This window comes from Citrobacter sp. S-77 (assembly GCF_963864895.1).
Classification (GTDB): Bacteria; Pseudomonadota; Gammaproteobacteria; order Enterobacterales; family Enterobacteriaceae; genus Citrobacter; species Citrobacter murliniae.
In genome coordinates this window covers 3,558,540-3,584,292 of the sequence record NZ_CAWLWU010000002.1, presented here as the reverse complement: position 1 = coordinate 3,584,292, position 25,753 = coordinate 3,558,540, and the positions used below count along the sequence as shown (strand labels likewise).

At 51.4% G+C, this 25,753-nt stretch carries 29 protein-coding genes; 20 read left to right on the top strand and 9 right to left on the bottom strand.

The features are described from left to right. Positions 1-33: 33 nt before the first annotated feature. Positions 34-732 carry a tRNA-uridine aminocarboxypropyltransferase gene (gene tapT, locus AACS05_RS17680; RefSeq protein WP_045446322.1) on the bottom strand — a complete coding sequence of 233 codons (699 nt, stop codon included), beginning with the start codon at positions 730-732 and terminating at the stop codon, positions 34-36. A 69-nt stretch (positions 733-801) separates the two neighbouring features. Next, on the bottom strand, positions 802-1,221 hold the full coding sequence (gene trxC, locus AACS05_RS17675) for a thioredoxin TrxC (RefSeq protein ID WP_045446319.1): 420 nt from the start codon (positions 1,219-1,221) through the stop codon (positions 802-804). Between the two features lie 207 nt (positions 1,222-1,428). On the opposite strand from trxC, the gene AACS05_RS17670 reads away from it, so the two are divergent. Then, positions 1,429-2,478: a tRNA/rRNA methyltransferase gene (locus AACS05_RS17670; protein WP_045446316.1), complete on the top strand. Its 1,050-nt coding sequence runs from the start codon at positions 1,429-1,431 to the stop codon at positions 2,476-2,478. Between the two features lie 33 nt (positions 2,479-2,511). Here the strand turns inward: AACS05_RS17670 and ung are convergent, their stop codons facing one another. Continuing rightward, on the bottom strand, positions 2,512-3,201 hold the full coding sequence (gene ung, locus AACS05_RS17665; RefSeq protein ID WP_045446313.1) for a uracil-DNA glycosylase: 690 nt from the start codon (positions 3,199-3,201) through the stop codon (positions 2,512-2,514). A gap of 319 nt (positions 3,202-3,520) precedes the next feature. On the opposite strand from ung, the gene grcA reads away from it, so the two are divergent. Next, entirely contained in the window at positions 3,521-3,904 is a 384-nt protein-coding gene (grcA, locus tag AACS05_RS17660) for an autonomous glycyl radical cofactor GrcA (protein WP_003037563.1), read from the top strand. Positions 3,905-3,984: 80 nt separating this feature from the next. On the opposite strand, the gene eamB is transcribed toward grcA, so the two are convergent. Then, positions 3,985-4,572, bottom strand: a complete 588-nt coding sequence (gene eamB, locus AACS05_RS17655) for a cysteine/O-acetylserine transporter (protein ID WP_045446310.1) — start codon at positions 4,570-4,572, stop codon at positions 3,985-3,987. A gap of 102 nt (positions 4,573-4,674) precedes the next feature. Between eamB and AACS05_RS17650 the strand changes: the two genes are divergently transcribed. Continuing rightward, positions 4,675-5,571, top strand: coding sequence for a LysR family transcriptional regulator (locus AACS05_RS17650; protein WP_144243081.1), 897 nt, complete (start codon positions 4,675-4,677; stop codon positions 5,569-5,571). A gap of 17 nt (positions 5,572-5,588) precedes the next feature. Here the strand turns inward: AACS05_RS17650 and srmB are convergent, their stop codons facing one another. Beyond that, a complete protein-coding gene (gene srmB, locus AACS05_RS17645; RefSeq protein WP_045446296.1) occupies positions 5,589-6,917 on the bottom strand; it encodes an ATP-dependent RNA helicase SrmB in 1,329 nt (442 codons plus the stop codon). 130 nt (positions 6,918-7,047) lie between these two features. Here srmB and trmN point away from each other — a divergent pair, with 130 nt between their 5' ends. After that, a complete protein-coding gene (gene trmN / locus AACS05_RS17640) occupies positions 7,048-7,785 on the top strand; it encodes a tRNA(1)(Val) (adenine(37)-N(6))-methyltransferase TrmN (RefSeq protein ID WP_045446293.1) in 738 nt (245 codons plus the stop codon). On the opposite strand, the gene nadB is transcribed toward trmN, so the two are convergent. After that, positions 7,770-9,392, bottom strand: a complete 1,623-nt coding sequence (nadB, locus tag AACS05_RS17635) for an L-aspartate oxidase (RefSeq protein ID WP_045446290.1) — start codon at positions 9,390-9,392, stop codon at positions 7,770-7,772. The two genes, trmN and nadB, sit on opposite strands and share 16 nt — an antisense overlap. Positions 9,393-9,655: 263 nt before the next feature. Between nadB and rseD the strand changes: the two genes are divergently transcribed. The 12 genes from rseD to acpS all read left to right on the top strand — a co-directional run bounded on the left by rseD (position 9,656) and on the right by acpS (position 19,305). Continuing rightward, on the top strand, positions 9,656-9,820 hold the full coding sequence (rseD, locus tag AACS05_RS17630; RefSeq protein ID WP_136345495.1) for a rpoE leader peptide RseD: 165 nt from the start codon (positions 9,656-9,658) through the stop codon (positions 9,818-9,820). Then, positions 9,817-10,392, top strand: coding sequence for an RNA polymerase sigma factor RpoE (gene rpoE, locus AACS05_RS17625; protein WP_045446287.1), 576 nt, complete (start codon positions 9,817-9,819; stop codon positions 10,390-10,392). Before rseD ends, rpoE begins: the two co-directional genes overlap by 4 nt. A gap of 31 nt (positions 10,393-10,423) precedes the next feature. Further along, positions 10,424-11,074, top strand: a complete 651-nt coding sequence (gene rseA / locus AACS05_RS17620; protein WP_045446284.1) for an anti-sigma-E factor RseA — start codon at positions 10,424-10,426, stop codon at positions 11,072-11,074. Beyond that, positions 11,074-12,030 carry a sigma-E factor regulatory protein RseB gene (gene rseB / locus AACS05_RS17615; RefSeq protein WP_045446281.1) on the top strand — a complete coding sequence of 319 codons (957 nt, stop codon included), beginning with the start codon at positions 11,074-11,076 and terminating at the stop codon, positions 12,028-12,030. Before rseA ends, rseB begins: the two co-directional genes overlap by 1 nt. Further along, the gene (gene rseC, locus AACS05_RS17610; RefSeq protein WP_045446278.1) at positions 12,027-12,506 is read left to right on the top strand and encodes a SoxR-reducing system protein RseC; all 480 of its coding nucleotides are present in this window, start codon (positions 12,027-12,029) and stop codon (positions 12,504-12,506) included. The genes rseB and rseC overlap by 4 nt, the downstream gene beginning before the upstream one ends. Positions 12,507-12,781: 275 nt before the next feature. After that, positions 12,782-14,581, top strand: coding sequence for a translation elongation factor 4 (gene lepA / locus AACS05_RS17605; protein ID WP_045446275.1), 1,800 nt, complete (start codon positions 12,782-12,784; stop codon positions 14,579-14,581). A 15-nt stretch (positions 14,582-14,596) separates the two neighbouring features. Then, on the top strand, positions 14,597-15,571 hold the full coding sequence (gene lepB, locus AACS05_RS17600) for a signal peptidase I (RefSeq protein ID WP_045446267.1): 975 nt from the start codon (positions 14,597-14,599) through the stop codon (positions 15,569-15,571). 270 nt (positions 15,572-15,841) lie between these two features. Next, positions 15,842-16,522: a ribonuclease III gene (gene rnc, locus AACS05_RS17595; RefSeq protein WP_003037579.1), complete on the top strand. Its 681-nt coding sequence runs from the start codon at positions 15,842-15,844 to the stop codon at positions 16,520-16,522. Then, positions 16,519-17,424: a GTPase Era gene (gene era, locus AACS05_RS17590; RefSeq protein WP_045446265.1), complete on the top strand. Its 906-nt coding sequence runs from the start codon at positions 16,519-16,521 to the stop codon at positions 17,422-17,424. The genes rnc and era overlap by 4 nt, the downstream gene beginning before the upstream one ends. Before the next feature lie 29 nt (positions 17,425-17,453). Continuing rightward, positions 17,454-18,182 (top strand): DNA repair protein RecO, encoded by a 729-nt coding sequence (gene recO, locus AACS05_RS17585; RefSeq protein WP_045449747.1) that lies wholly within the window; start codon positions 17,454-17,456, stop codon positions 18,180-18,182. Between the two features lie 11 nt (positions 18,183-18,193). Next, positions 18,194-18,925: a pyridoxine 5'-phosphate synthase gene (gene pdxJ / locus AACS05_RS17580; RefSeq protein WP_045446263.1), complete on the top strand. Its 732-nt coding sequence runs from the start codon at positions 18,194-18,196 to the stop codon at positions 18,923-18,925. Next, positions 18,925-19,305 carry a holo-ACP synthase gene (acpS, locus tag AACS05_RS17575; protein ID WP_045446261.1) on the top strand — a complete coding sequence of 127 codons (381 nt, stop codon included), beginning with the start codon at positions 18,925-18,927 and terminating at the stop codon, positions 19,303-19,305. The genes pdxJ and acpS overlap by 1 nt, the downstream gene beginning before the upstream one ends. Here acpS and AACS05_RS17570 read toward each other — a convergent pair. Further along, positions 19,302-19,562 (bottom strand): YfhL family 4Fe-4S dicluster ferredoxin, encoded by a 261-nt coding sequence (locus AACS05_RS17570; protein ID WP_003037590.1) that lies wholly within the window; start codon positions 19,560-19,562, stop codon positions 19,302-19,304. The two genes, acpS and AACS05_RS17570, sit on opposite strands and share 4 nt — an antisense overlap. Positions 19,563-19,617: 55 nt before the next feature. Beyond that, the gene (locus AACS05_RS17565) at positions 19,618-20,466 is read right to left on the bottom strand and encodes a MurR/RpiR family transcriptional regulator (RefSeq protein WP_045446258.1); all 849 of its coding nucleotides are present in this window, start codon (positions 20,464-20,466) and stop codon (positions 19,618-19,620) included. A 117-nt stretch (positions 20,467-20,583) separates the two neighbouring features. On the opposite strand from AACS05_RS17565, the gene murQ reads away from it, so the two are divergent. The 4 genes from murQ to tadA are packed head-to-tail and all read left to right on the top strand — an operon-like array spanning position 20,584 to position 24,043. Then, positions 20,584-21,477 carry an N-acetylmuramic acid 6-phosphate etherase gene (gene murQ, locus AACS05_RS17560; RefSeq protein ID WP_045446255.1) on the top strand — a complete coding sequence of 298 codons (894 nt, stop codon included), beginning with the start codon at positions 20,584-20,586 and terminating at the stop codon, positions 21,475-21,477. Positions 21,478-21,485: 8 nt separating this feature from the next. After that, a complete protein-coding gene (locus AACS05_RS17555) occupies positions 21,486-22,850 on the top strand; it encodes a PTS transporter subunit EIIC (protein WP_045446252.1) in 1,365 nt (454 codons plus the stop codon). A 3-nt stretch (positions 22,851-22,853) separates the two neighbouring features. Further along, positions 22,854-23,489 carry a phosphatidylglycerophosphatase C gene (gene yfhb / locus AACS05_RS17550; RefSeq protein WP_045446249.1) on the top strand — a complete coding sequence of 212 codons (636 nt, stop codon included), beginning with the start codon at positions 22,854-22,856 and terminating at the stop codon, positions 23,487-23,489. 17 nt (positions 23,490-23,506) lie between these two features. Then, a complete protein-coding gene (gene tadA, locus AACS05_RS17545) occupies positions 23,507-24,043 on the top strand; it encodes a tRNA adenosine(34) deaminase TadA (RefSeq protein ID WP_071829010.1) in 537 nt (178 codons plus the stop codon). Between the two features lie 27 nt (positions 24,044-24,070). Here the strand turns inward: tadA and mltF are convergent, their stop codons facing one another. Further along, positions 24,071-25,621 (bottom strand): membrane-bound lytic murein transglycosylase MltF, encoded by a 1,551-nt coding sequence (gene mltF, locus AACS05_RS17540; protein WP_045446243.1) that lies wholly within the window; start codon positions 25,619-25,621, stop codon positions 24,071-24,073. Positions 25,622-25,753: the final 132 nt, after the last annotated feature.

The window sequence follows — 25,753 nt, the reverse complement described above, 5'->3', positions numbered from 1 at the left end:
GGCTTCCTTAATGACACCAGTGACCGAATGATTTTAAACGCTTTCTGCTGAATCTGCTGTGACGCTTCCCTGATGTTGAGTTTTTCCTGCCAGATAGCGTGTTTTAAAGCGTGTGAAGTGCCCACCTAATGCTTCTGCTGCTTGCCTGTCACCAGCCAGATCCAGTAAGGCTATCGCCACTTCGGCAGTGCAATACTGCCCCTCAGCATGCGCTTCGCGCAGATCGTAGGCGGAAAGGCGCGATAAATCGACGGAAATCACCGGCAGGTTATCCAGGTACGGACTTTTACGGAACATCTTGCGCGCTTCCGGCCAGGTACCATCGAGCATAATAAACAACGGCGGTTTATCTGCTGGTGGCGTGAAAATTACTTCACGTTCCTCACCTGCATATGAAGCGGGGAACACTACCATGGGGTGATAATCTGGATTTCGTGCCAGCTCAAGTAATGCCTGCGGCGGTTCGGTTCGTGACCACTGAAAGGCAACGGTATCTGGCAAAATATCGGCAATTAAACGCCCCGTATTGCTGGGCTTCATAGGTTCGGTATCAAACATCACCAGACAAAAGCGACTTTTTGCCTGAGAGGGCGCGAGCGTTTCGCAAAGGCAGAGCTTTAGTGGCAGCAGGCAACGCTGGCAGCGACGGATGCGATTACCTCTGGCAAGAAAAGGGCGCGTGGCGCGCGCAAGGCGCTCGGCACGTAACTGAAGAACGGCGTTATCTGTCATGGGGAAGCACGTTGAAAAACGTTATTGTCGCAGAGGACAAAACGGGGCACAAGACGTGCCCCGGATAGATTATAGTGATTCGTTAAGCCAGCTATCAAATGGGGCTTTTGGTACGGCGCCATTTAACATATCGACGACTTCACCTTTCTTGAAAATCATGATTGTCGGGATGCTGCGGATGCCGAAACGTGCGCTGAGTTCGCGTTCAGCTTCCGTATTCACTTTAACAAAGCGTACTTTACCGCTACGCTCTTCGGCAACATCTTCAAAAATTGGGGCGAAGTTACGGCATGGGCCACACCATGGTGCCCAAAAGTCGACTACCACCGGAAGATCGTCTTTTAATAACTTATCCAGTGTAGCTCCGGTCGCATTGATCACCTCACCATCAAACAGATCGTGACCACAGCGTCCGCATTTGGCCGTATCCTGAACGCGATCTTCAGGGATGCGGTTGATAGCCTGGCAGCTGGTACAAACGGTATTCATAACTAACCTCTGGATGAGTAGGATGGACTTCGCGGCAATGACGCCGGTATGTTTCTATTATGTTACATATTATCGGAGAGACTGTTTTAAACAACAATGCGTTTTATTCAATGAGTACAATAGTCATAAGCTTTTAAATGAAATAATGGCTAACGACGTGCACATCGGGTAATCTGCGCGCTTCGCGCAGCGCTGGTGGAGAAAAGCATGAACGATGAATTGAAGAATAAAAGCGGCAAGGTCAAAGTGATGTATGTCCGCAGTGATGATGATTCTGAAAAACGTACCCAGAACCCGCGTACCGGGAAAGGGGGAGGACGTCCAGGAAAGTCTCGTGCAGACGGTGGCCGTCGCCCCGCCCGCGATGAAAGAAATAATCAGAGCCGCGATCGTGACCGTGACCGCAAACGTGAAGATTCACCATGGCGTACCGTATCCCGCGCGCCGAGTGATGATGTCGCGGAAAAGGCCGATCACGGTGGTATTAGCGGCAAGAGTTTTATCGATCCTGAAGTATTACGTCGTCAGCGTGCGGAAGAAACCCGCGTTTACGGTGAAAATGCCTGTCAGGCTCTGTTCCAGAGCCGTCCGGATGCAATTGTCCGTGCCTGGTTTATTCAGAGCGTGACACCACGATTCAAAGAAGCGTTACGCTGGATGGCGGCAAATCGCAAAGCCTACCACGTGGTTGACGAGGCCGAACTGGCGAAAGCTTCTGGTACCGAGCACCATGGCGGCGTTTGCTTCCTGATTAAGAAACGTAATGGTACTACCGTTAAGCAATGGGTCGGTCAGGCGGGCGCGCAGGATTGCGTACTGGCGCTGGAAGATATCGCTAACCCGCACAACCTGGGCGGTATGATGCGTAGCTGTGCGCACTTCGGTGTGAAAGGCGTGGTAGTGCAGGACGCAGCTCTGCTGGAATCTGGTGCAGCGATTCGCACCGCGGAAGGTGGGGCAGAGCACGTTCAACCAATTACTGGTGACAGTATTGTCGATGTGCTGGATGATTTCCGCCAGGCAGGTTATACCGTCGTCATGACCTCCAGCGACAAAGGTAAGCCGTTGTTTAACACAACGCTGCCGGAAAAAATGGTGCTGGTATTAGGCCGCGAACGCGAAGCTCTGCCGGAAGCGGCATGCTCAGCAGACGACCTGTGCGTCGCGATTGACGGCACAGGCAACGTAGAGACACTCAACGTCTCCGTGGCGACAGGCGTACTGCTTGCGGAGTGGTGGCGTCAGAACAAAGCCTGATAATAAAAATGCCAGCGAATCGCTGGCATTTTTTTACTCACTCTCAGCCGGCAGTACCGGCATCCAGTCAATTGTTTTTTCACCTCGTTGTTCCAGCCACGTATTTGCCTGTACAAAGTGATTGCAGCCAAAGAAACCTCGATGTGCCGAGAGCGGTGAAGGGTGCGGCGCTTTCAGGATATGGTGACGCTGCGCATCAATAATTGCCCCTTTCTTCTGCGCGTGCGCGCCCCAGAGCAAAAATACCACCCCTTCACGATGTTCATTGATCAGGCTAATGACTTTATCGGTAAAGGTTTCCCAGCCGAGACTCGCATGTGAATGCGCCTGACCAGCCCTAACGGTAAGGACGGTGTTAAGTAACAGAACACCCTGGCGTGCCCAGCTTTCCAGATATCCGTGTGCAGGTCGCGTAAAACCTGGAATTGTGGCTTCCAGCTCTTTATACATGTTCAGTAATGATGGCGGAATGGCAATGCCAGGACGGACAGAAAAGGCGAGACCATGTGCCTGACCTGGCCCATGGTAAGGATCCTGCCCCAGAATGACGACCTTAACATCGCCCAGCTCGGTAAAACGAAATGCGTTAAACACATCTTTTTGTGGTGGGTAAATTGTCATACCCGACTGGCGTTCGCCGGCGACAGTATGCAGTGTATTAACAAAGTAGGGCTGTTGTTTCTCTTCAGCCAGCACATCGTGCCAGGTTAATTCGGTGGCCATCTCGCTCTCCTGCGAATTTGCAATCGCTATAGCTTAACTGCTTCTTTATGAGGCGCAAAATTCTGTACGTTTCTCAATGGGCTACCCCTTAAAGATAGTTGAAAATTTATGTAAAAAGTTTACCTGAGCACTTGGCGTAAGTTGATGTAAAACAATAAAATCCACCCATCACCACTTTTGATGTGTGGTTTTTGTTGATTTAAATCAAAGATTCAAGGGTGTGTGAGGGGTATATATACACTCAAGCAACAATGGTTTTACCAATTGGCCGGAGAAACGGCTGACCGAAATCAAATAATTTTGCCGGGGAGGCATCAACATGATTACAGGTATCCAGATTACTAAAGCTGCAAATGACGACCTGCTGAACTCTTTCTGGCTGCTGGACAGCGAAAAAGGTGAAGCACGCTGCATCGTTGCGAAAGCAGGTTTCAATGCCGATGAAGTCGTTGCCGTCAGCAAACTGGGTGAAATTGAATACCGTGAAGTTCCAGTAGACGTGCAACCAGAAGTGCGCGTGGAAGGCGGTCAGCACCTGAACGTTAACGTTCTGCGTCGCGAAACGCTGGAAGATGCGGTTAAGCACCCGGAAAAATATCCGCAGCTGACTATTCGTGTTTCTGGTTATGCAGTGCGTTTCAACTCACTGACACCAGAACAGCAGCGCGACGTTATTGCTCGTACCTTTACTGAGAGCCTGTAAGGCTTACGGGGAATCAACCCCGCTAAATCAATAATCAAAAAGCGGAAGATGTCAGTGCATCTTCCGCTTTTTTACATCATTTAATAAAAGATCCTCGCAGCGCAGTACACTAGCAGTAATGCCAGAATGACATTCAATTGCCGCCCATAGCTGCGAAAGACGCGTTGGAAAAGATGGCCAGCCAGCGCCCAGCAGGCATTGCCGAATGTTCCTATCAATGCCAGTAATACGCTAACACCAATTATCCAACTCAGCTCTTTTGTATGCGGCAAAACAAACGTGGATAACGCGGTAATGCCGTACAAAATGATTTTGACATTAACAAACTGCAAGCCAAAACTTGCCCAAAAGCTAATCGGTTTTGCCTCAAGGCTATCATTTGAGGTCGGGCTGGTGGCGATTTTTATGGCCAGCCATAAGATATATGCTGCCCCCGCCCAACTGAGCCAGTGGACGATAGCCGGATCAATGACTGCAAGCGAGAATGAAATCCCGGCGCACAGCAACATGACTATCAAAAAGCCCAGGCTCATTCCCGCCAGAACACGCGTACTCTGACGAAAGCCATGTGATGTCGCTGCACTAAGCGCGAGGATATTGTTCGGGCCGGGGGTTAGCGCAGTAATCAGTGTATAGGTCCAGAATGCACTTAAAAGCGTGGGGGTCACTTGTTATCTCCTCTGTTTTAGCAGACAGTACCCGACACAGAACATTTAAAAAAATGAATGTTTTTGCATTCTAAGTTCGATAATTTCGATGGGTTGGTGAAGATGGATTTACGTCGGTTTATTACGCTAAAAACGGTGGTAGAAGAGGGCTCATTTCTTCGGGCTTCGCAAAAACTTTGTTGTACGCAGTCAACCGTTACGTTTCATATTCAACAGCTTGAACAAGAACTCTCGGTGCAGTTGTTCGAAAAAATTGGTCGCCGGATGTGCCTGACCAGTGAAGGGAAACGGCTGATGCCGCATATACATGACTTGACGCGCGTGATGGCATCGATCCGGCAAACGGCACAACAAGATGCACAACCGAGCGGCGATCTCCGCGTCGCAACCGGAGAAACGCTGTTGGCTTATAAAATGCCTCAGGTTTTACAACGGTTTAAACAACGTGCGCCCAATGTTCGCTTATTCTTACAGTCACTCAATTGTTATGTCATTCGTGATGCTTTGCTGAGTGATGATGTTGATCTGGGAGTATTTTATCGGGTTGGTAATGACGATGCTCTTGAGATGCTGCCATTAGGCGAACAACCTCTTGTCCTGGTTGCTTCTCCGGTTCTTCAGCACGTTAATTTCACCCAGCATAACCAGCACATACCCTGCAGCTTTATCATTAATGAACCGCAATGTATCTTCAGGCAACGCTTTGAAAGTCTGCTGCGAAAGCGACAGATTACACTGGAAAATACCATTGAACTCTGGAGTATTGAGAGCATCAAGCGGTGTGTATCTGCTAATCTTGGTGTTAGCTTTTTACCGCGATTTACCGTTGAGAAGGAGTTGCGTTCAGGAGAATTGATAGCGTTACCGTTTGGTGAAGATCCTGAGTTGATTACCGCATTGTGCGCGCATCATGCCGGAAAAGTCGTCAGCCCGGCTATGCGGGTTTTCATGGATTGTATTGTAGAGAGCTTTGCGAGGCATGAAAAAATGCCGGGCTGACTGGCCCGGCATTCGGTTTATTCTTTGTCGGACTGCTGTGAGGCAGATCCGCTCGGCTTACGACGCTTGCCGATATTCTTGGCATCGCGGTGACGTTTCTTCACATGCGGCTTCTCTTTATCCTTCGCCTTCTTCTCGGCGCGTTTTGCCAGCACTTTCTTGGATGGCTTGCCGTTAGATTTTTCACTTGGCGCACGGGTTGTTGGACGCAGTTCGTCAATAACTCGCGGCTTCAGTGGTTCATCTACATAACGGCTTGCTTTGCCGAGCAGCAGGTGGTCATGCGCTTCAACCAGAGAAATCGCGGTACCTTTACGGCCAGCACGACCGGTACGACCGATGCGGTGCAGATAGGCATCGCCACTGCGCGGCATGTCATAGTTAAACACGTGGCTGACGTCTGGGATATCAATACCACGTGCGGCCACGTCGGTCGCAACCAGTACGTTCACCCGACCATCGGTCAGTCGTTTGATCGCTTCGTTGCGTTTATTCTGTACCATCTCGCCTTCGAGATAGCAGTTATTAATCCCCGCCTGGCGCAGCCAGCCTGCCAGTTCGTGCACACGCTCGCGTTTGCGTACAAAGACAATTGAGCGGGTCGCTTCAGGCTGTTTTAACAGATGGATCAGCAGAGCTGTTTTATGCTCGATGTCATCGGCGCGGTAGTACCACTGATGGATCTTCTTGCGTTCGCGCGTTGACGGATCCGCTGAGACCTCAACCGGATCTTCCAGCAGACGCTCGGCAAAATCTTTAATCGCATCACCTTCCAGCGTGGCGGAGAACAGCATGGTCTGCTTGCGCCAGCGTGTTTCACCGGCGATGTGCTCGATGTCCTGGGCAAAGCCCATGTCCAGCATGCGATCGGCTTCATCGAGGATCAGTGTTTCGACTGCATGGCAGTCGAAGTTCTCTTCTTTAATATATTGCAGCAGGCGGCCTGTGGTTGCGACCACGATGTCCTGGTTTGCGCTGAAGACTTCCATGTGGTTCATGTAAGCCACGCCGCCGGTAATAGTGGCGATATCCAGATGCGTATTTTTGGCCAGTTCACGAGCGTGTTCGGCAACCTGCATCGCCAGTTCGCGCGTCGGCGTCAAAATTAAAATGCGCGGTGGACCGGATTTTTTGCGCGGGAAGTCGAGCAGGTGCTGCAACGCTGGCAGCAAGTATGCCGCCGTTTTACCGGTGCCTGTCGGCGCAGAACCGAGTACATCACGTCCATCGAGCGCAGGCGGAATGGCGGCAGCCTGAATGGCGGTCGGGCGAGTGAAACCTTTTTCCTGGAGGGCATCCAGCAGGCTTTCATCGAGTTCAAGTTCGGAAAAAGTCGTTACAGTCATGTTCTACCTCTGTGTGGGGCGCTGATTATAGACGTTACGGCTGCAATCTTCATCTGTTTGTATGGATATACCTTCTCAGGTATTGTTTTTATCCAATGTTATCGTTTTTTTTCCAGGAAGGTTGTTCTTCATGCCCCAGTCTACATCCGTACTTCGACGTAATGGATTTACTTTTAAGCAGTTTTTTGTGGCACACGATCGTTGTGCAATGAAAGTCGGAACGGACGGTATTTTATTAGGCGCCTGGGCGCCCGTCGCGGGTGTAAAACGGATCCTTGATATCGGTACCGGGAGTGGCCTGCTGGCGCTGATGCTGGCCCAGCGCACGGATGAAAGCGTCATTATTGATGCCGTGGAGCTTGATGTCGATGCCGCGCTGCAGGCTCAGGAAAACATTGTAAAATCTCCATGGATGCATCGTGTGACAGTGCATTCAGAAGATGCGCAGCTGTGGGTACCGCGCCAGACCGTGCGTTTCGATCTGATCATCAGTAACCCTCCCTATTATGAACAGGGGGTAGAGTGTGCCACGCCGCAACGTGAGCAGGCACGCTATACCACCACACTCGATCACGAAGCATTGTTAACACTGGCGGCGAACAGTATTACAGAAGAAGGCTTTTTTTGTGTGGTGCTGCCGGAGCAGATTGGTAACGCATTTACCCAGCAGGCTCTGGGTATGGGCTGGCATCTGCGTCTGCGTACGGATGTTGCAGAAACTGAGGCTCGTCTACCGCACAGGGTATTGCTGGCTTTCTCCCCGCAGGCCGGGGAGTGTTTTATTGACAGGCTGGTGATTCGTGGGCCAGACCAGCGCTATTCAGAAGGCTATACGGCGCTGACCCAGGCGTTTTATCTGTTTATGTGATGGCTTAACGGCGACAGGATAGAAGGGCCTGACTCGGGACGTTGTTCAGGATAATCCAGTGTGTAATGCAGGCCCCGACTCTCTTTACGCATCATCGCGCAGCGTACAATTAATTCGGCAACCTGCACCAGATTGCGCAGTTCCAGTAAATTGTTTGACACACGGAAATGGGCGTAATACTCATCAATTTCCTGTTGAAGCATGGTGATACGCCGCAGGGCGCGTTCCAGACGTTTTGTTGTACGTACAATGCCAACGTAATCCCACATAAAGAGCCGTAGCTCATGCCAGTTATGCTGGATAACAACCAGTTCATCAGGGTTTTCTACCCGGCTCTCGTCCCACCCTGGGAGCGTACTTACGCCGCGCGCGTAAGGCATTCTTCGATCAATATCTTCCGCCGCAGACCAGCCATACACCAGACACTCCAGCAGTGAGTTCGATGCCATGCGATTTGCGCCATGCAACCCGGTATAACTGACCTCTCCGATGGCATACAGACCGTCGACATCGGTACGGCCAAAGTCATCGACCATGACGCCACCGCAGGTATAGTGTGCAGCAGGCACAATCGGAACCGGCTCTTTTGTCAGATCGATCCCCAGGCCCAATAATTTTTCATAAATCATCGGAAAATGCTGGCGGACAAATTCTTCCGGCTTATGGCTGATGTCAAGGAACATGCAGTCCGCGCCAAGGCGTTTCATTTCATGGTCAATGGCGCGAGCAACAATATCTCGCGGAGCCAGTTCTCCACGCTCGTCGAAGTCGGGCATAAAGCGCGATCCATCCGGGCGCTTCAAATGTGCCCCCTCGCCACGTAACGCTTCAGTCAGTAGAAAATTACGCGCTTGCGGGTGATATAGCGCAGTTGGGTGGAACTGGTTAAATTCGAGGTTGGCAACGCGGCAACCTGCGCGCCAGGCCATCGCGATCCCATCGCCCGAAGAAATATCCGGATTAGTGGTGTATTGGTAAACTTTGGATGCGCCGCCGGTTGCCAGTACCACGGATTTAGCGTGGCAGGTTTCGACGGCTTCTTTATTACGGTTCCAGATCCAGGCACCGACAACGCGACGCGTACCCGGCAGGCCGATTTTATCGGAGATAATCAGGTCCACGGCGTTGCTACGCTCCAGAACCTGAATATTGGGATGATTTTGTGCCTGGCTGACCAGCGTGGTTTCGACCTCTTTGCCAGTAGCGTCGGCGGCATGCAGGATACGTCGGTGGCTATGGCCACCTTCTCGGGTCAGGTGATAGCTCTCTTCGCCGTTGGGCTGAACCTGGGTATCAAAAAGGACGCCCTGATCAATCAACCACTGGACGCACGTGCGGGCATTGCTGGCAACAAACTCAACCGCATGTCGATCGCAAAGACCAGCCCCTGCAACCAGCGTGTCTTCAACGTGGGAGTCGATACTGTCAGTTTCATCGAAAACAGCGGCGATGCCACCCTGAGCATAGAACGTTGAGCCTTCACTTACCGGCCCTTTACTCAGCACAATGACCTGATGTTTTTCAGCCAGGCGTAACGCCAGCGAGAGTCCGGCAGCTCCGCTGCCAATGATCAACACATCACAGGATAATTCAGGGGTCGTATTCATGATTTTTGTTTAATTTACTAAACAGTGTTTGGTCACCATAGCACCACATTGCGCGATACTGCACGTTTTATTTTTGATTGTGTTGCAATGACTAAACATTAAAGAAATGTACGATGAGGAGTAAAATACGAAAAATATTTTGCGAAGCAGGCCGTTAGCAACAGATTAGGTGATGAAATAAAGTAGCCGTTGGGTTACTCTGCAAGCGGTTTAATGGGCATTTCTGAACAGATAGTGCGTTGATCGGGTTATGTAGACTTATAATGATAGATAAGACCTGTCTACAACATGACAAACAAAAACAAATGCGTAACGGAACTTTACGAAACTTGAGCACTCTAACTCGTTGCTTGCTCATAGTGCAGCTGATGGAGTGGCGTTTCGAAAGCGCGTGGAAATTTGGTTTGGGGAGACTTTACCTCGGATGAGCGAGCAGTTAACGGACCAGGTCCTGGTTGAACGGGTCCAGAAGGGAGATCAGAAAGCCTTTAACTTACTGGTAGTACGCTATCAGCATAAAGTGGCGAGTCTGGTTTCCCGCTATGTGCCATCGGGCGATGTTCCTGATGTGGTACAAGAAGCATTTATTAAGGCCTATCGTGCGCTGGATTCGTTCCGGGGAGATAGTGCTTTTTATACATGGCTGTATCGTATTGCAGTCAATACAGCGAAGAATTACCTGGTCGCTCAGGGGCGTCGTCCACCTTCCAGTGATATAGATGCGATTGAAGCTGAAAACTACGAAAGTGGCGGAGCACTGAAAGAAATTTCGAACCCTGAGAACTTAATGTTGTCAGAAGAACTGAGACAGATAGTTTTCCGAACTATTGAGTCCCTCCCGGAAGATTTACGCATGGCAATAACCTTGCGGGAGCTAGATGGCCTGAGCTATGAAGATATAGCCGCTATCATGGATTGTCCGGTAGGTACGGTGCGTTCACGTATCTTCCGAGCGAGGGAAGCTATTGATAATAAAGTTCAACCGCTTATCAGGCGTTGACGATAGCGGGATACTGGAAAAGGTATTAGGCATGCAGAAAGAAAAACTTTCCGCTTTAATGGATGGCGAAACGCTGGACACTGAGTTACTCAAAGAGCTGACTCACAACCCGGAAATGCAAAAAACCTGGGAGAGTTATCACCTGATCCGCGATTCCATGCGAGGTGATACTGCCGACGTTCTCCATTTCGATATTTCCGCCCGCGTTATGGCTGCTATTGAAGCTGAGCCAGTACGCCAGACGGCGCCGTTGATCCCTGAGGCCCAGCCCGCACCGCATCAGTGGCAGAAAATGCCATTCTGGAAGAAAATGCGTCCGTGGGCCGCGCAGCTCACCCAAATGGGCGTGGCTGCGTGCGTATCGCTTGCAGTTATTGTTGGCGTCCAGCACTATAATGGACAATCTGAAATGTCCCAGCAGCCCGAAACGCCGGTATTTAATACATTACCGATGATGGGTAAAGCCAGTCCGGTGAGCTTGGGTGTACCTTCTGACGCGACGGCCAGCGGCGGTCAGCAACAGCAGGTACAGGAGCAGCGTCGTCGTATCAATGCCATGTTGCAGGATTACGAACTGCAACGCCGACTGCACTCCGAACAGCTTCAGTTTGAGCAGGCGCAAACACAGCAAGCCGCTGTACAGGTGCCAGGAATTCAAACTTTAGGAACGCAATCGCAGTAATGAAGCAACTTTGGTTTGCCATGTCACTTGTGGCTGGTAGCCTGTTCTTCTCTGTAAACGCCTCGGCCAATCCTGCGTCCGGGGCGTTGTTGCAGCAGATGAATCTGGCCAGCCAGTCGCTAACCTATGAGCTGTCATTTGTCAGCATCAATAAGCAGGGTGTTGAATCCCTACGTTATCGCCATGCACGCCTGGACAACCGTCCTCTTGCACAGTTGTTGCAAATGGATGGACCGCGCCGGGAAGTGGTGCAGCGTGGGAACGAAATCAGCTATTTTGAGCCTGGGCTGGAGCCGTTCACGCTGAACGGTGACTATATCGTTGATTCCCTGCCGTCTCTGATTTATACCGACTTTAAACGCCTTTCGCCCTACTATGATTTTATTTCAGTAGGCCGCACCCGTATTGCCGACAGACTCTGTGAAGTGATCCGCGTTGTGGCGCGTGACGGTACTCGTTATAGCTACATTGTCTGGATGGACACCGAAACCAAGTTGCCGATGCGTGTCGATCTGCTCGATCGTGATGGTGAAACGCTCGAACAGTTCCGTGTTATCTCCTTTACCGTGAATAGCGGTGTCGGTGACAGTATGCAGACGCTGGCGAAAGCGAACCTGCCACCGCTGCTGTCCGTTCCTGCGGGCGAGAAAACGAATTTTAACTGGAGCCCGTCGTGGTTGCCGCAAGGATTCAGTGAAGTATCCAGCAGCCGTCGTCCGCTACCGACGATGGATAATATGCCTATTGAATCTCGTCTTTACTCTGATGGTCTGTTCAGTTTCTCCGTGAACGTTAACCGTGCAATGCAAAACAGTGCCGATCAACTGCTGCGTACAGGACGCCGGACAGTCAGCACCAGCGTGCGTGATAATGCCGAAATCACCATTGTGGGTGAGCTTCCGCCACAGACGGCGAAGCGTATTGCGGACAATATTAAGTTCAGGGCTGCACAATGATTAAAGAGTGGGCAACGGTTGTTTCCTGGCAGAACGGTCTGGCAACGGTCAGCTGTGACGTTAAAGCGTCTTGCAGCAGTTGTGCCTCACGAGCAGGCTGCGGAAGCCGTGTGTTGAACAAACTGGGGCCGCAGACGACGCATACTATTGTGGTGCCCAGCGACGAACCACTGGCTCCAGGTCAGAAAGTTGAACTTGGGATTGCGGAAGGCAGCCTGTTGGGCTCGGCAATGTTGGTCTATATGTCACCATTGGCGGGGCTTTTTGTTTTTGCAGCGCTGTTTCAGGTGCTGTTTGGTAGTGATATCGCAGCGTTAAGCGGTGCGATACTGGGCGGCGTGGGTGGATTTCTGATTGCACGCGGTTTTTCACGAAAACTGGCAGTACGTGAAGCCTGGCAACCGGTTATTTTAAACGTTGCTCTCCCGCCTGGAATACTGCGTGTCGACACATCCTCTACCGAAACAAGCCAGTGATATCTTCGTCTGATCTGGCCTGCAAGTGGCAATAATGTACATATTGTATTTGTCGGCCCGATAAGCTTGCTCCATCGGGCATATCGTTACCCTTGCGAGCTTTGCATTAGAAAAGCGAAGTTGTTTCCAGTTCCCGCTATCCTTGCTCTATGAACATTTCCTCGCCTCAGCGTTGTAGTGTAGAATGCGGCGTTTCACTTAAACAGACGTTAAGCTCAGAACAGCGACTTCTCAGAGCCTGTCGAATCAGGCGTAAGGCACAATAACTACTCTATATGAAGAACATACGTAACTTTTCAATCATAGCTCACATCGACCACGGTAAATCGACGCTGTCTGACCGTATTATCCAGATCTGCGGTGGCCTGTCTGACCGTGAAATGGAAGCGCAGGTTCTCGACTCGATGGATCTTGAGCGTGAGCGCGGTATTACTATCAAAGCGCAGAGCGTGACGCTCGATTTCAAAGCATCTGATGGTGAAACCTATCAGCTTAACTTTATCGACACCCCGGGACACGTTGACTTCTCGTATGAAGTTTCCCGCTCGCTTGCTGCCTGTGAAGGCGCACTGCTGGTTGTCGACGCCGGGCAGGGTGTTGAAGCGCAAACGCTGGCTAACTGCTATACCGCCATGGAAATGGATCTCGAAGTGGTGCCGGTATTAAACAAAATTGACCTGCCCGCCGCTGATCCTGAGCGTGTGGCGGAAGAGATTGAAGATATCGTCGGTATTGATGCGACTGATGCCGTTCGCTGCTCAGCGAAAATCGGGGTTGGCGTGACAGACGTTCTGGAACGTCTGGTACGAGATATTCCACCGCCGGAAGGTGATCCGGAAGGTCCGTTACAGGCGCTGATCATTGACTCCTGGTTCGATAACTACCTCGGCGTGGTTTCGCTAGTGCGTATTAAAAACGGCACTATGCGTAAAGGTGACAAAATCAAAGTGATGAGTACCGGACAGGTTTATAACGCCGATCGTCTGGGGATCTTCACACCAAAACAGGTTGACCGTACCGAACTGAAATGTGGTGAAGTGGGCTGGCTGGTTTGTGCAATTAAAGACATTCTCGGCGCACCGGTTGGCGATACGCTGACACAGGCTCGTAACCCGGCAGACAAAGCGTTGCCAGGTTTTAAAAAAGTGAAACCGCAGGTATATGCCGGTTTGTTCCCGGTCAGCTCTGACGATTACGAAAACTTCCGTGATGCGCTTGGTAAGCTGAGCCTGAACGATGCTTCGCTTTTTTACGAGCCGGAGAGCTCTACCGCACTGGGCTTCGGTTTCCGCTGTGGCTTCCTTGGCCTGCTGCACATGGAGATCATTCAGGAACGTCTGGAACGTGAATACGATCTGGATCTGATCACCACCGCGCCGACTGTAGTCTACGAAGTGGAAACCACGTCGAAAGAAACTATCTATGTCGATAGCCCGTCCAAGCTGCCGCCGCTGAACAACATTTACGAACTGCGTGAGCCGATCGCTGAGTGTCACATGCTGCTGCCTCAGGCTTACCTGGGCAACGTTATTACACTGTGTATTGAGAAGCGTGGTGTACAGACCAACATGGTTTACCACGGTAACCAGGTTGCGCTGACCTATGAAATTCCGATGGCAGAAGTGGTGCTCGACTTCTTCGACCGTCTGAAGTCGACCTCTCGCGGCTATGCGTCGCTGGATTATAACTTCAAACGCTTCCAGACCTCTGACATGGTGCGTGTTGATGTACTCATCAACAATGAACGTGTCGATGCGCTGGCGCTGATTACCCATCGCGATAACTCTCAGAGCCGTGGTCGCGAACTGGTAGAGAAGATGAAAGATCTGATCCCTCGCCAGCAGTTTGATATCGCGATTCAAGCGGCCATTGGTACGCACATTATCGCGCGTTCAACGGTTAAGCAGTTGCGTAAAAACGTTCTGGCGAAGTGCTACGGTGGTGATATCAGCCGTAAGAAAAAGCTGCTGCAGAAACAGAAAGAAGGTAAAAAACGCATGAAGCAGATCGGTAACGTCGAACTGCCGCAGGAAGCTTTCCTCGCCATTCTGCATGTCGGTAAAGACAGTAAATAATCCTAAGGAGTTGGCATGGCGAATATGTTTGCCCTGATTCTGGTGATTGCCACACTGGTGACGGGCATTTTATGGTGTATTGATAAATTTGTCTTTGCACCAAAACGCCGGGAGCGTCAGGCGGTGGCACAAGCTGCAGCGGGTGATTCACTGGATAACGCAACGCTGAAAAAAGTCTCCCCTAAGCCGGGCTGGCTGGAGACGGGGGCATCTGTTTTTCCGGTGCTGGCGATTGTGCTGGTGGTGCGCTCGTTTATTTATGAACCGTTTCAGATCCCGTCGGGTTCGATGATGCCGACACTGTTAATTGGCGACTTTATTCTGGTAGAGAAATTTGCCTACGGAATTAAAGATCCGATTTATCAGAAAACGTTAATTGAAACAGGCCATCCGAAACGTGGTGATATCGTGGTGTTTAAATACCCGGAAGATCCGCGTCTGGATTACATCAAACGCGCTGTCGGTTTACCGGGAGACAAAGTGACGTATGATCCAGTGGCTAAAGAGGTCACCATTCAGCCCGGGTGCAGCTCCGGTCAGGCATGTGAAAACGCATTGCCGGTAACGTATTCTGATGTTCAGCCGAGTGATTTCGTGCAGACGTTTGCTCGTCGTAATGGCGGAGAAGCGACCAGTGGTTTCTTCGAGGTTCCGCTGAACGAAACAAAAGAAAACGGGATTCGTCTGACCGAGCGTAAAGAGACTCTGGGTGATGTAACGCATCGCATTCTGACCGTGCCGATCGCGCAGGATCAGGTGGGGATGTATTTCCGTCAGCCAGGGCAGCAACTCGCGACCTGGATAGTCCCGCCGGGACAATACTTCATGATGGGTGATAACCGTGATAACAGCGCGGACAGCCGTTACTGGGGATTTGTACCGGAAGCGAATCTGGTGGGTAAAGCGACAGCTATCTGGATGAGCTTTGATAAGCAGGAAGGTGAGTGGCCGACCGGTGTTCGTTTAAGCCGTATTGGTGGTATTCACTAATCTCTGATAATCGTTCACGTTGTCGTCATTATGGCGACAGCGTGAATTATTTCTTGGATAAATTCCCGCAGACTAACGACATCCCTTGTCGTTGTGTATAGAATATTCCCCCGAAGTTTTAGGTTGGCAGCGTTAGGTTGCCACGGCACACGAAACAGCGTTGGTTCGTATACATAAGCATTCTGGCTATGCCGAAACGGCTACCCGAATTGTGTATATCAGGTCTGTTTCGTGTGCTGGATTGTTGACGCATTCATTTATTGGTATCGCATGAACCCCATCGTAATTAATCGGCTTCAACGGAAGCTGGGCTACACTTTTAATCATCAGGAGCTGTTGCAGCAGGCATTAACTCACCGTAGCGCCAGCAGCAAACATAACGAGCGTTTAGAATTTTTAGGCGACTCTATTTTGAGCTTTGTTATCGCTAATGCGCTATATCATCGTTTCCCTCGTGTGGACGAAGGTGATATGAGCCGCATGCGTGCCACGTTGGTACGTGGTAATACGCTGGCGGAATTAGCCCGTGAGTTTGACCTCGGTGAATGTTTACGTTTGGGGCCAGGTGAGCTGAAAAGCGGCGGTTTTCGTCGTGAATCTATCCTGGCGGATACTGTCGAAGCATTGATCGGCGGTGTCTTCCTCGACAGCGATATTCAGACTGTTGAACAACTTATTCTTAACTGGTATCAAACCCGTCTGGATGAAATTAGTCCCGGCGATAAACAAAAAGATCCGAAAACGCGTTTGCAGGAATATTTGCAGGGTCGCCACCTGCCGCTGCCGTCTTATCTGGTAGTACAGGTCCGGGGCGAAGCGCACGATCAAGAATTTACTATCCACTGCCAGGTTAGCGGCCTGAGTGAACCGGTGGTTGGCACAGGTTCAAGCCGTCGTAAGGCTGAGCAAGCTGCCGCCGAACAGGCGTTAAAAAAACTGGAGCTGGAATGAGCGAAGAAAAAACCTATTGCGGATTTATTGCCATCGTCGGTCGTCCGAACGTTGGTAAATCCACCCTGTTGAATAATCTGCTTGGGCAGAAGATTTCCATCACCTCACGTAAGGCGCAGACAACACGTCACCGTATTGTCGGGATCCATACCGAAGGCGCGTATCAGGCTATTTATGTTGATACCCCGGGCCTGCATATGGAAGAGAAACGAGCCATCAACCGTCTGATGAACAAGGCTGCCAGCAGTTCTATTGGCGACGTTGAGCTGGTTATTTTTGTCGTGGAAGGCACTCGTTGGACGCCGGACGACGAGATGGTGCTGAATAAACTGCGTGACGGTAAAGCACCGGTTATCCTGGCGATCAACAAAGTTGATAACGTACAGGAGAAGGCCGATCTGCTGCCGCACCTGCAGTTCCTGGCAAGCCAGATGAACTTCCTGGATATCGTCCCCATTTCTGCCGAAACCGGCATGAATGTCGATACCGTTGCAGGTATCGTGCGTAAGCATCTGCCAGAAGCGATTCATCACTTCCCGGAAGATTACATTACCGATCGCTCTCAGCGCTTTATGGCTTCAGAAATCATTCGCGAAAAGCTGATGCGTTTTCTGGGGGCTGAACTGCCGTATTCCGTTACCGTTGAGATTGAGCGTTTTGTCTCTAACGAACGTGGCGGCTACGATATCAACGGCCTGATCCTTGTTGAACGTGAAGGGCAGAAGAAGATGGTGATTGGCAACAAAGGAGCCAAAATCAAAACCATCGGTATCGAAGCGCGTAAAGACATGCAGGAGATGTTCGAAGCGCCTGTGCACCTTGAACTGTGGGTGAAAGTAAAATCTGGCTGGGCTGATGACGAGCGAGCACTGCGCAGTCTCGGTTACGGCGACGACGTTTAATTCCCTGTTCTGAAAAGACGGCGGGTATGATGGAAGGATGGCAACGAGCCTTTGTCTTACATAGCCGCCCGTGGAGCGAAACCAGCCTGGTGCTGGACGTCTTCACGGAAGAGTCGGGTCGCGTGCGCCTTGTTGCTAAAGGCGCACGTTCCAAACGTTCCAATCTTAAAGGCGCACTTCAGCCTTTTACGCCGCTATTACTTCGCTTTGGTGGACGTGGTGAGGTCAAAACCCTGCGTAGCGCTGAAGCCGTCTCTCTGGCGCTTCCTCTAAGTGGTATCACGCTTTACAGCGGTCTTTATATCAACGAACTCATTTCTCGGGTGCTTGAGTACGAGACCCGCTTTTCCGAACTCTTCTTCGACTACCTGAACTGCATTCAGGCGCTGGCTGGCGCGACTGGCTCACCTGAGCCCGCCTTGCGTCGTTTTGAGCTGGCTTTACTTGGTCATCTGGGCTATGGCGTGGATTTCACCCACTGTGCCGGTAGCGGCGAGTCGGTCGAAGACACCATGACCTACCGTTATCGTGAAGAAAAAGGATTTATCGCCAGTGTGGTGATCGATAACAGCACCTTTACCGGGCGGCATTTGAAAGCACTTGAGTCGCGAGAATTTCCGGATGCTGATACGCTACGTGCCGCGAAACGCTTTACCCGCATGGCGTTAAAGCCGTATCTTGGTGGTAAACCGTTAAAAAGCCGGGAACTGTTCCGGCAATTTATGCCAAAACGCGCAGTAAAAACAAATAATGATTAACGAGGATTGTCATGGCTGAATTACTGTTAGGCGTCAACATTGACCATATTGCCACTTTACGTAATGCACGCGGCACCGCATATCCGGATCCGGTTCAGGCGGCGTTTATCGTTGAGCAAGCAGGTGCGGATGGTATTACCGTACATCTGCGTGAAGATCGACGCCATATTACCGACAGAGATGTGCGTATACTGCGTCAAACGCTGGATACGCGCATGAACCTGGAAATGGCTGTGACGGAAGAGATGCTGGCCATCGCCGTTGAGACAAAGCCGCATTTTTGCTGCCTGGTGCCGGAAAAACGCCAGGAAGTCACCACCGAAGGTGGCCTGGACGTAGCAGGTCAGCGTGACAAAATGCGTGATGCCTGCAAACGACTTGCGGATGCGGGGATCCTGGTATCGCTGTTTATTGATGCCGACGAAGATCAGATTAAAGCAGCCGCCGAAGTGGGCGCGCCGTACATTGAAATTCATACTGGCTGCTATGCCGATGCAAAAAACGACGCGGAACAGGCCAATGAACTGGCGCGTATCTCTAAGGCTGCGACCTTCGCAGCCAGTCTGGGGCTGAAGGTTAATGCTGGTCACGGTCTGACTTACCATAACGTCAAAGCGATTGCACGGATCCCGGAAATGCACGAACTGAACATCGGCCATGCGATCATCGGACGCGCGGTAATGAGCGGTCTGAAAGATGCGGTTGTGGAAATGAAACGCCTGATGCTGGAAGCGCGTGGCTAATGGCAATTCTGGGATTAGGTACGGATATCGTGGAGATTGCTCGCATTGAGGCGGTGATCTCTCGTACCGGCGATCGTCTTGCCAGACGGGTTCTGAGCGATAACGAATGGGCTATCTGGGAAACGCATCAGCAGCCGGTGCGTTTTCTGGCAAAGCGGTTTGCGGTAAAAGAGGCGGCGGCAAAAGCTTTTGGTACCGGTATCCGCAACGGACTGGCGTTCAATCAGTTCGAGGTGTTTAACGATGAACTTGGCAAACCGAGTCTGCGGTTGTGGGGAGAGGCGTTAAAGCTGGCAGAAAAGCTCGGTGTGGCGCATATGCATGTGACGCTGGCTGATGAACGTCACTACGCCTGTGCCACGGTGATTATCGAGAGTTAAAGTTTGTCTGCGTGGTGCATTAATACAAACTTATCCCACAGCTGTTCTTCTGTTTCGACATGTGCCGGATCTTTCAAAATAGTATTGGGGATTGGGCACACTTTCTGGCAGGTCGGCGTGTCGTAATGTCCTACACATTCGGTACATTTGTCGCTGTTAATCTCGTAGATGCTGTCACCCATCGAAATCGCCTCGTTCGGGCATTCGGGTTCGCACATATCGCAATTGATACACTTTTTAGTGATTAACAGGGCCATCAGGAAACTCTCAAAACATCACAAATCGGGCGGGCATTATACGCGCATTCTTTGCTCAGACCAGTTTTTTTACCAACGCTTCGCTGTGACGGATACGCTCCGGCGCGTGCTCCAGATCCTGCTGAACCAGCGCCATAAACAACAAATCGGTAAGCATCATTTGCGCATGAGTGGATGAAATCGCAGCGCTCCGGGTGGCCTGCTCCTCTGCAATGGTGTACAGGCAACGGGTTGCACGTTGCTGCAGAGCATTGGGGGTAAATCCGGTGATGGCGAGGATTTTTGCTCCGGTGCGTAATGTTTCATCGGCAGCCAGATTGAGCTCGCGTCGCTCCCCTGTATACGAAATTGCCAGCAAGAGATCGTTTGGTGACATTGCCTGTACGGTCGCCAGCAAGGCGTGCATATCGCGTTCAACTACCGCATTAAATCCAATCTTCAACAGCTTCCAGGCAAAATTCTGCGCGACCAGACCGGATGCGCCAATACCTGTCAGTACAATGCGACGGGCAGACCGCAGCATTGTAACGCTTTCCATCAGCTTCTCTTCACTGTTGATATCCAGAGTTGCATGCATTGCTGCCACATTCTCTTTAATCAGTTTATCTCCGACCAGAAGCATGGGATCGTCACCGCGGATCTGATTGTGCACTGGAACAGAATGTGGATTGGGATTACTGGCCAGCGCTTCGCTGATCGCCAGTTTTAGTGCCGGAAATCCTTTGAATCCCATTTTCTGTGCGAACTTCACGACGCTGGACTGGCTGACGCCTGCCTCGCAGGCCAGTTGCTGTGAGCTGAGATGACGCGCATCATCCGGATGAGCAAGGAGGTAATCCGCAAGCTTTTTATCGCTTTGCGCGAGGTCCGGGTAACGCTGACGAATGCGAATCAAACAGTTCATGCTGTCTCCTGGCGAAAACGTGATGGCGATTACAAAACAAAATTTCACTCGCCTGGGTGAATATAATATTCCATTATGGCTGATTATTATGAATTAAAAATTCCTAAGGAACAAAAAATGAATCTCGGTGCGTTAGTATCAGAAACCCGCAATCCACAGACGATGGATCTCGATGCTTTATCCACGCTTGAGCTGGTTCATCGTTTTAATCAACAGGATACGCTGGTAGCGGAAGCAGTAAAAGCAACGCTTTCTGAAGTTGCGCATGCGGTCGATGCGGCAGCTGACGCGTTAAAAGCAGGCGGGCGGATTATTTACATGGGTGCAGGCACCAGCGGTCGTCTTGGCGTGCTGGATGCTTCTGAATGTCCACCGACCTTTGGTGTGCCACATGGTCTGGTTGTCGGGCTTATTGCCGGAGGTCCGGGCGCGTTGCTGAAGGCGGTTGAAGGCGCAGAAGATAACCCTCAGTTGGGCGAAGATGATCTTCGGGCACTCAATCTTCGCATGCAGGACCTGGTTGTTGGTCTGGCGGCGTCAGGACGTACGCCGTACGTGATAGGCGGTCTGCAATATGCTCGCAAAGTGGGCTGCACGACGGTGGCGATCTCCTGTAATCCGGATTCCCCTGTCGCCCGTGAAGCTGATATCGCCATCTCTCCGGTTGTAGGTCCGGAGGCCCTGACGGGGTCAACGCGTCTGAAGTCAGGTACTGCGCAAAAGCTGGTGCTCAATATGATCTCCACCGGGGCAATGGTGAAATTTGGCAAGGTATATCAGAACCTGATGGTGGATATGAAAGCGACCAACGTCAAGCTGGTAGACCGGGCGTGTCGCATGGTGGTGGAAGCTACCGGCATTGCGCGTGAAGAGGCCGAGGCACTGCTGAAACAGACTGACTTTGATGTTAAACCCGCCATACTGATGGCGCTAACCGGGTTGGATGCTACCGCAGCCAGAGCCAAACTTTCCACTCACCAGGGTTTTTTGCGCGCGGCGTTAGAACACTAGAGGTGCATATGGACAAAACGGCGGTTCTTGCCAGCGACATCCTGCTGGGGATTGGCGGAGAGAAAAATATTCTGCGCCTGGAAAACTGTATGACGCGCGTCAGGGTGGAAGTGCAGGATGACGACCAACTGGACATTTCCCGGCTGAAGCAGTTACCCGGTGTCAGTGGCTATGTGAAGCAGGGGGCGCAGCATCAGATTATTGTTGGTCCCGGTAAGGCCGCCAAAGTGGTGGATGCCATGCGTTCTCTGATTGCTGATGACGGCGAACGTCCGAATGTAAATGACATTGAACGCACGAAGTCTCAGGTGAAAGCGAAGTACAAGGCGCCAATGAGCGATGCGCTGCGCAAGCTGGCGAATGTCTTTATTCCGCTGATCCCGGCGTTTATTGCTTCCGGTTTGATTACCGGCATCATTAACATCCTCAAGCGACCGGATATTGTGGGTGATTTTGCTACTCACTATCCGAATATGCTGGGGTTGATGGGTATCTTCGGTAGCGCCGTATTTGCCATCATGAACATCCTGGTCGGGGTAAACACCGCCAAAGTGTTTGGCGGTTCGTTAGCGATGGGCGGCGTAATGGCTGGGATCCTCTCCAGTCCGCAGCTGGCACAGATTACTCTGTTTGGCGAAGCACTACAGCCTGGCCGCGGTGGAGTTATCGCGGTGTTGTTAGTGGTCGCGCTGATGTGCTGGATTGAGCGTAAATTTCGTGAGGTGCTGCCGGGCTCGTTGGAGCTTATCCTGAACCCTTTGCTGACGACTATCATCACCGGGACAATCGCGATTGTGGCACTGCAACCGCTCGGTGGCTGGATTTCGGAATCCATTGCTCATGGCGCATCCTGGGCTATCGATCGCGGCGGTTTCCTCGTCGGCGCGGTACTGGCGGGAACATTTCTACCGCTGGTACTCACCGGTTTGCATCAGGGGCTGGTGCCCATCCATGTTGAGCTGGTGCAGGCACATGGCTATAACGCGCTCTTTCCCATTCTGGCGATGGCGGGAGTGGGGCAGATTGGCGCCGCGATTGCTGTTCTGATGAAAACCCGTAACGCACGGCTGAAAAAAGTGATTAAAGGTGCGTTACCAGTAGGATTACTGGGGATCGGTGAGCCGCTGATTTTTGGTGTGACGTTGCCGCTGGGTAAGCCATTTATTGGCGCTTGTCTTGGCGGAGCGGTCGGCGGGGCGCTGATCAGTTACTGGAAGGTCGCGACGGTTATTACTTTTGGGATCTCAGGATTACCGCTGGCTCTGACGATTGTTGCCGGAAAAGTGATGTTCTATCTGTTAGGCTATCTGGTAGCGGTTATCGCCGGGTTTCTTTTTACCTGGCTATTGGGGTTCAACGATCCAGAGGAATAAGGTTTGACCAATCACGAGCGTCGCGTTGTCTTTTTTGATTTGGATGGTACGTTACACCAGCAGGATATGTTCGGCAGTTTTCTGCGCTACCTGCTACGTCGCCAACCGCTGAATGCGTTGCTTGTGCTGCCCCTGCTACCGATTATTGCGCTGGGGTTGTTGATTCAGGGGCGCGCCGCGCGCTGGCCGATGAGCCTGCTCCTTTGGGGATGCACTTTTGGTCGGAGTGAAGCGCGCCTGAAATCCCATCAGACCGATTTCGTGCGCTGGTTTCGACAGCACGTAACGGCTTTTCCGGCCGTGCAACAGCGTCTAACGACTTACCTGTTAAGCTCTGACGCTGATATCTGGTTGATTACCGGATCCCCAAGGTCACTGGTCGAACAGGTCTACTTCGACACCCCATGGCTACCGCGCGTTAATCTTATCGCCAGCCAAATTGAGCGGGGGTACGGCGGTTGGGTGCTACCTCTGCGCTGCCTGGGCCATGAGAAAGTGACGCAACTGGAACGTCATATTGGCGCTCCGCTGCGCCTTTACAGTGGCTATAGCGATAGCAAACAGGACAATCCGCTGCTTTCATTTTGCCAGCATCGCTGGCGCGTTACGCCACGCGGTGAGCTTCAGCAACTCGAATAGAGTAAACGATAGCGTCTGTGTATAATGCGCCCGCTTTGATTACCGGAGTTCTGCCTTTGTCTGATGTTGAATTTAGCCATGAGTACTGGATGCGCCACGCCTTAACGCTGGCTAAACGCGCCTGGGATGAGCGGGAAGTCCCGGTAGGTGCGGTATTAGTACATAACAATCGCGTTATTGGCGAAGGCTGGAACCGGCCGATTGGTCACCATGATCCAACAGCCCACGCTGAAATTATGGCGCTGCGTCAGGGCGGTCTGGTGCTACAAAATTACCGCTTACTGGACGCCACTCTGTACGTCACCCTGGAGCCGTGCGTTATGTGCGCTGGCGCGATGGTACATAGTCGTATCGGACGCGTAGTATTTGGTGCGCGCGATGCGAAAACGGGGGCCGCAGGTTCGCTGATGGATGTGCTACATCATCCGGGAATGAACCATCGGGTTGAGGTCACTGAGGGTATACTACGGGATGAATGTGCCACGCTGCTTAGTGATTTCTTCCGCATGCGTCGTCAGGAAATCAAAAAACTGAAAAAGTCTGCAAGTGAGTGATTACGTGTTCCAGCAAGCCGGATGCGGCTATTTTTCCTCTTTCTTCTGTGAGGAAAACAGCAGTGAAGGGGAGTGCGTCAGGTAATTAGACGATGTCTGAGACAGAAACGCAGAGAGAGGAAATTTCTCCTGGTCTAATAATTCTGCCAGAGATACCGCCGGGTAATCCTGTGCCAGTTGCTGCGTTTCTGTCGCCTGTTTTTCTTTCTCTTGCAGATATCCCACCAGGCTTATCTGGTATTTACGAATATTTTCTACATATGCGTAGGCTTCGTGGCCACGAGCATAGCCATACGTCAGCTTGTTGTAATATGGCTTCTGGCTGAGCAGTGGCAGGCGTTGCTTCACATCGGCCCAGCTGTCCGGGTTGCCTTTGGTTTTAACCGTTAACGCCCGGGCATCCAGCATATGTGCATATCCCATATTATATGCGGCAAGCGCAAACCAGATGCGCTCTCCTTCCGGTACGGTATCCGGCACTTTACTCATCATGTCCTGTAGATAACGCGCTCCACCGCTGATGCTCTGTTCAGCGTCGGTCCGGTCGGTCAGCCCCAGGCTTTGGGCGGTATTTTTGGTTAACATCATCAGGCCACGTACGCCGGTCGGGGAAGTAGCCTGCGCATCCCAATGGGATTCCTGATAGGAAATAGCCGCCAGCAGCCGCCAGTCTATCTCCTGTGCATATTTTTCAAACAATGGTTTGAGATCCGGCAGTACGCTATCTACAGCGCGTAAAAAAGTGCGGGTATCGACATAATCGAAATCATCGCCATGTCCGAGATACTTTTCTTCCAGTCGCGCCAGTGAACCGTCTTCATTAATGGTGTTAAAGAAATCCAGCAGGGCAGCGGAGAGTGTGTTGTCGTCATCCAGAGGACTAAACCAGGTTACTGGCTGTTCGTCTGAAACATCCAGCGCCACGGCAAGCTCCGGGTGCACGCGTTGGTACAGGCTGATAGCGACTGAATCGGCAATGGTATAGTCGAGCTTACCGGAGATGACATCATCAAGCAGTTCTGTCGTTCCTTTTTTGTCATCGATCTTCCAGCTCAGTTCGGGAAATTTTTCCGCTTTCAGCTGCTGCAAATCATTCACCACGACATGTCCGGGGGCGATAGTCAGCTGATTTTCATTCACGCTGGCAAGGGTGCGGGGGCGATATTTTCCGACCCGATACACCAGTTGTTGCGAAACCGAATAGTAAGTCGGACCCGGCTGGTAGTTTTTAACGCGTTCGCTGTTATAGACCAGGCCTGCGGCTAACAGATCGGCATCGCCGTTATCCAGGTCGTCAAAAAGTTGGCTGATATTCTGACGTACAGTGACTTTTAACTTCACCCCTAAATAGCTGGCGAACTGTTGGGTCAGCTCATAATCCAGACCAAAGGTTTTCCCGTTAAGGGTGGAGTGCGTTAAAGGCGAGTCGATTGTACTGACGCGCAATTCTCCCCGAGCTTGAATCGCGGCGATACGATTGTCGGCTTTACCGAACCAGGGGATAGATGGCCAGAGGGCCGCTGCCAGCAGCAGCGTCAATATGCCGATGAACAGATAATTAATCTTTAATTTTTTCAATTAGTTAATTCTCTGAATCGTGCGTAATCTTAGCCTGCTGTGATATTGATTAAGAAGTGAAGTAGTCATTAATGAGCGGCATTTTGCTTAAACTTGCGCCAGTTGGCAACTTATTCAGAAAACTGACCGCAT

Coding starts and splice junctions, on each gene's coding strand:
- tapT (WP_045446322.1), bottom strand. CDS start 732: ATGACAGATAACGCCGTTCTTCAGTTACGTGCCGAGCGCCTTGCGCGC.
- trxC (WP_045446319.1), bottom strand. CDS start 1,221: ATGAATACCGTTTGTACCAGCTGCCAGGCTATCAACCGCATCCCTGAA.
- AACS05_RS17670 (WP_045446316.1), top strand. CDS start 1,429: ATGAACGATGAATTGAAGAATAAAAGCGGCAAGGTCAAAGTGATGTAT.
- ung (WP_045446313.1), bottom strand. CDS start 3,201: ATGGCCACCGAATTAACCTGGCACGATGTGCTGGCTGAAGAGAAACAA.
- grcA (WP_003037563.1), top strand. CDS start 3,521: ATGATTACAGGTATCCAGATTACTAAAGCTGCAAATGACGACCTGCTG.
- AACS05_RS17650 (WP_144243081.1), top strand. CDS start 4,675: ATGGATTTACGTCGGTTTATTACGCTAAAAACGGTGGTAGAAGAGGGC.
- srmB (WP_045446296.1), bottom strand. CDS start 6,917: ATGACTGTAACGACTTTTTCCGAACTTGAACTCGATGAAAGCCTGCTG.
- trmN (WP_045446293.1), top strand. CDS start 7,048: ATGCCCCAGTCTACATCCGTACTTCGACGTAATGGATTTACTTTTAAG.
- nadB (WP_045446290.1), bottom strand. CDS start 9,392: ATGAATACGACCCCTGAATTATCCTGTGATGTGTTGATCATTGGCAGC.
- rseD (WP_136345495.1), top strand. CDS start 9,656: ATGATAGATAAGACCTGTCTACAACATGACAAACAAAAACAAATGCGT.
- rpoE (WP_045446287.1), top strand. CDS start 9,817: ATGAGCGAGCAGTTAACGGACCAGGTCCTGGTTGAACGGGTCCAGAAG.
- rseA (WP_045446284.1), top strand. CDS start 10,424: ATGCAGAAAGAAAAACTTTCCGCTTTAATGGATGGCGAAACGCTGGAC.
- rseB (WP_045446281.1), top strand. CDS start 11,074: ATGAAGCAACTTTGGTTTGCCATGTCACTTGTGGCTGGTAGCCTGTTC.
- rseC (WP_045446278.1), top strand. CDS start 12,027: ATGATTAAAGAGTGGGCAACGGTTGTTTCCTGGCAGAACGGTCTGGCA.
- lepA (WP_045446275.1), top strand. CDS start 12,782: ATGAAGAACATACGTAACTTTTCAATCATAGCTCACATCGACCACGGT.
- lepB (WP_045446267.1), top strand. CDS start 14,597: ATGGCGAATATGTTTGCCCTGATTCTGGTGATTGCCACACTGGTGACG.
- rnc (WP_003037579.1), top strand. CDS start 15,842: ATGAACCCCATCGTAATTAATCGGCTTCAACGGAAGCTGGGCTACACT.
- era (WP_045446265.1), top strand. CDS start 16,519: ATGAGCGAAGAAAAAACCTATTGCGGATTTATTGCCATCGTCGGTCGT.
- recO (WP_045449747.1), top strand. CDS start 17,454: ATGGAAGGATGGCAACGAGCCTTTGTCTTACATAGCCGCCCGTGGAGC.
- pdxJ (WP_045446263.1), top strand. CDS start 18,194: ATGGCTGAATTACTGTTAGGCGTCAACATTGACCATATTGCCACTTTA.
- acpS (WP_045446261.1), top strand. CDS start 18,925: ATGGCAATTCTGGGATTAGGTACGGATATCGTGGAGATTGCTCGCATT.
- AACS05_RS17570 (WP_003037590.1), bottom strand. CDS start 19,562: ATGGCCCTGTTAATCACTAAAAAGTGTATCAATTGCGATATGTGCGAA.
- AACS05_RS17565 (WP_045446258.1), bottom strand. CDS start 20,466: ATGAACTGTTTGATTCGCATTCGTCAGCGTTACCCGGACCTCGCGCAA.
- murQ (WP_045446255.1), top strand. CDS start 20,584: ATGAATCTCGGTGCGTTAGTATCAGAAACCCGCAATCCACAGACGATG.
- AACS05_RS17555 (WP_045446252.1), top strand. CDS start 21,486: ATGGACAAAACGGCGGTTCTTGCCAGCGACATCCTGCTGGGGATTGGC.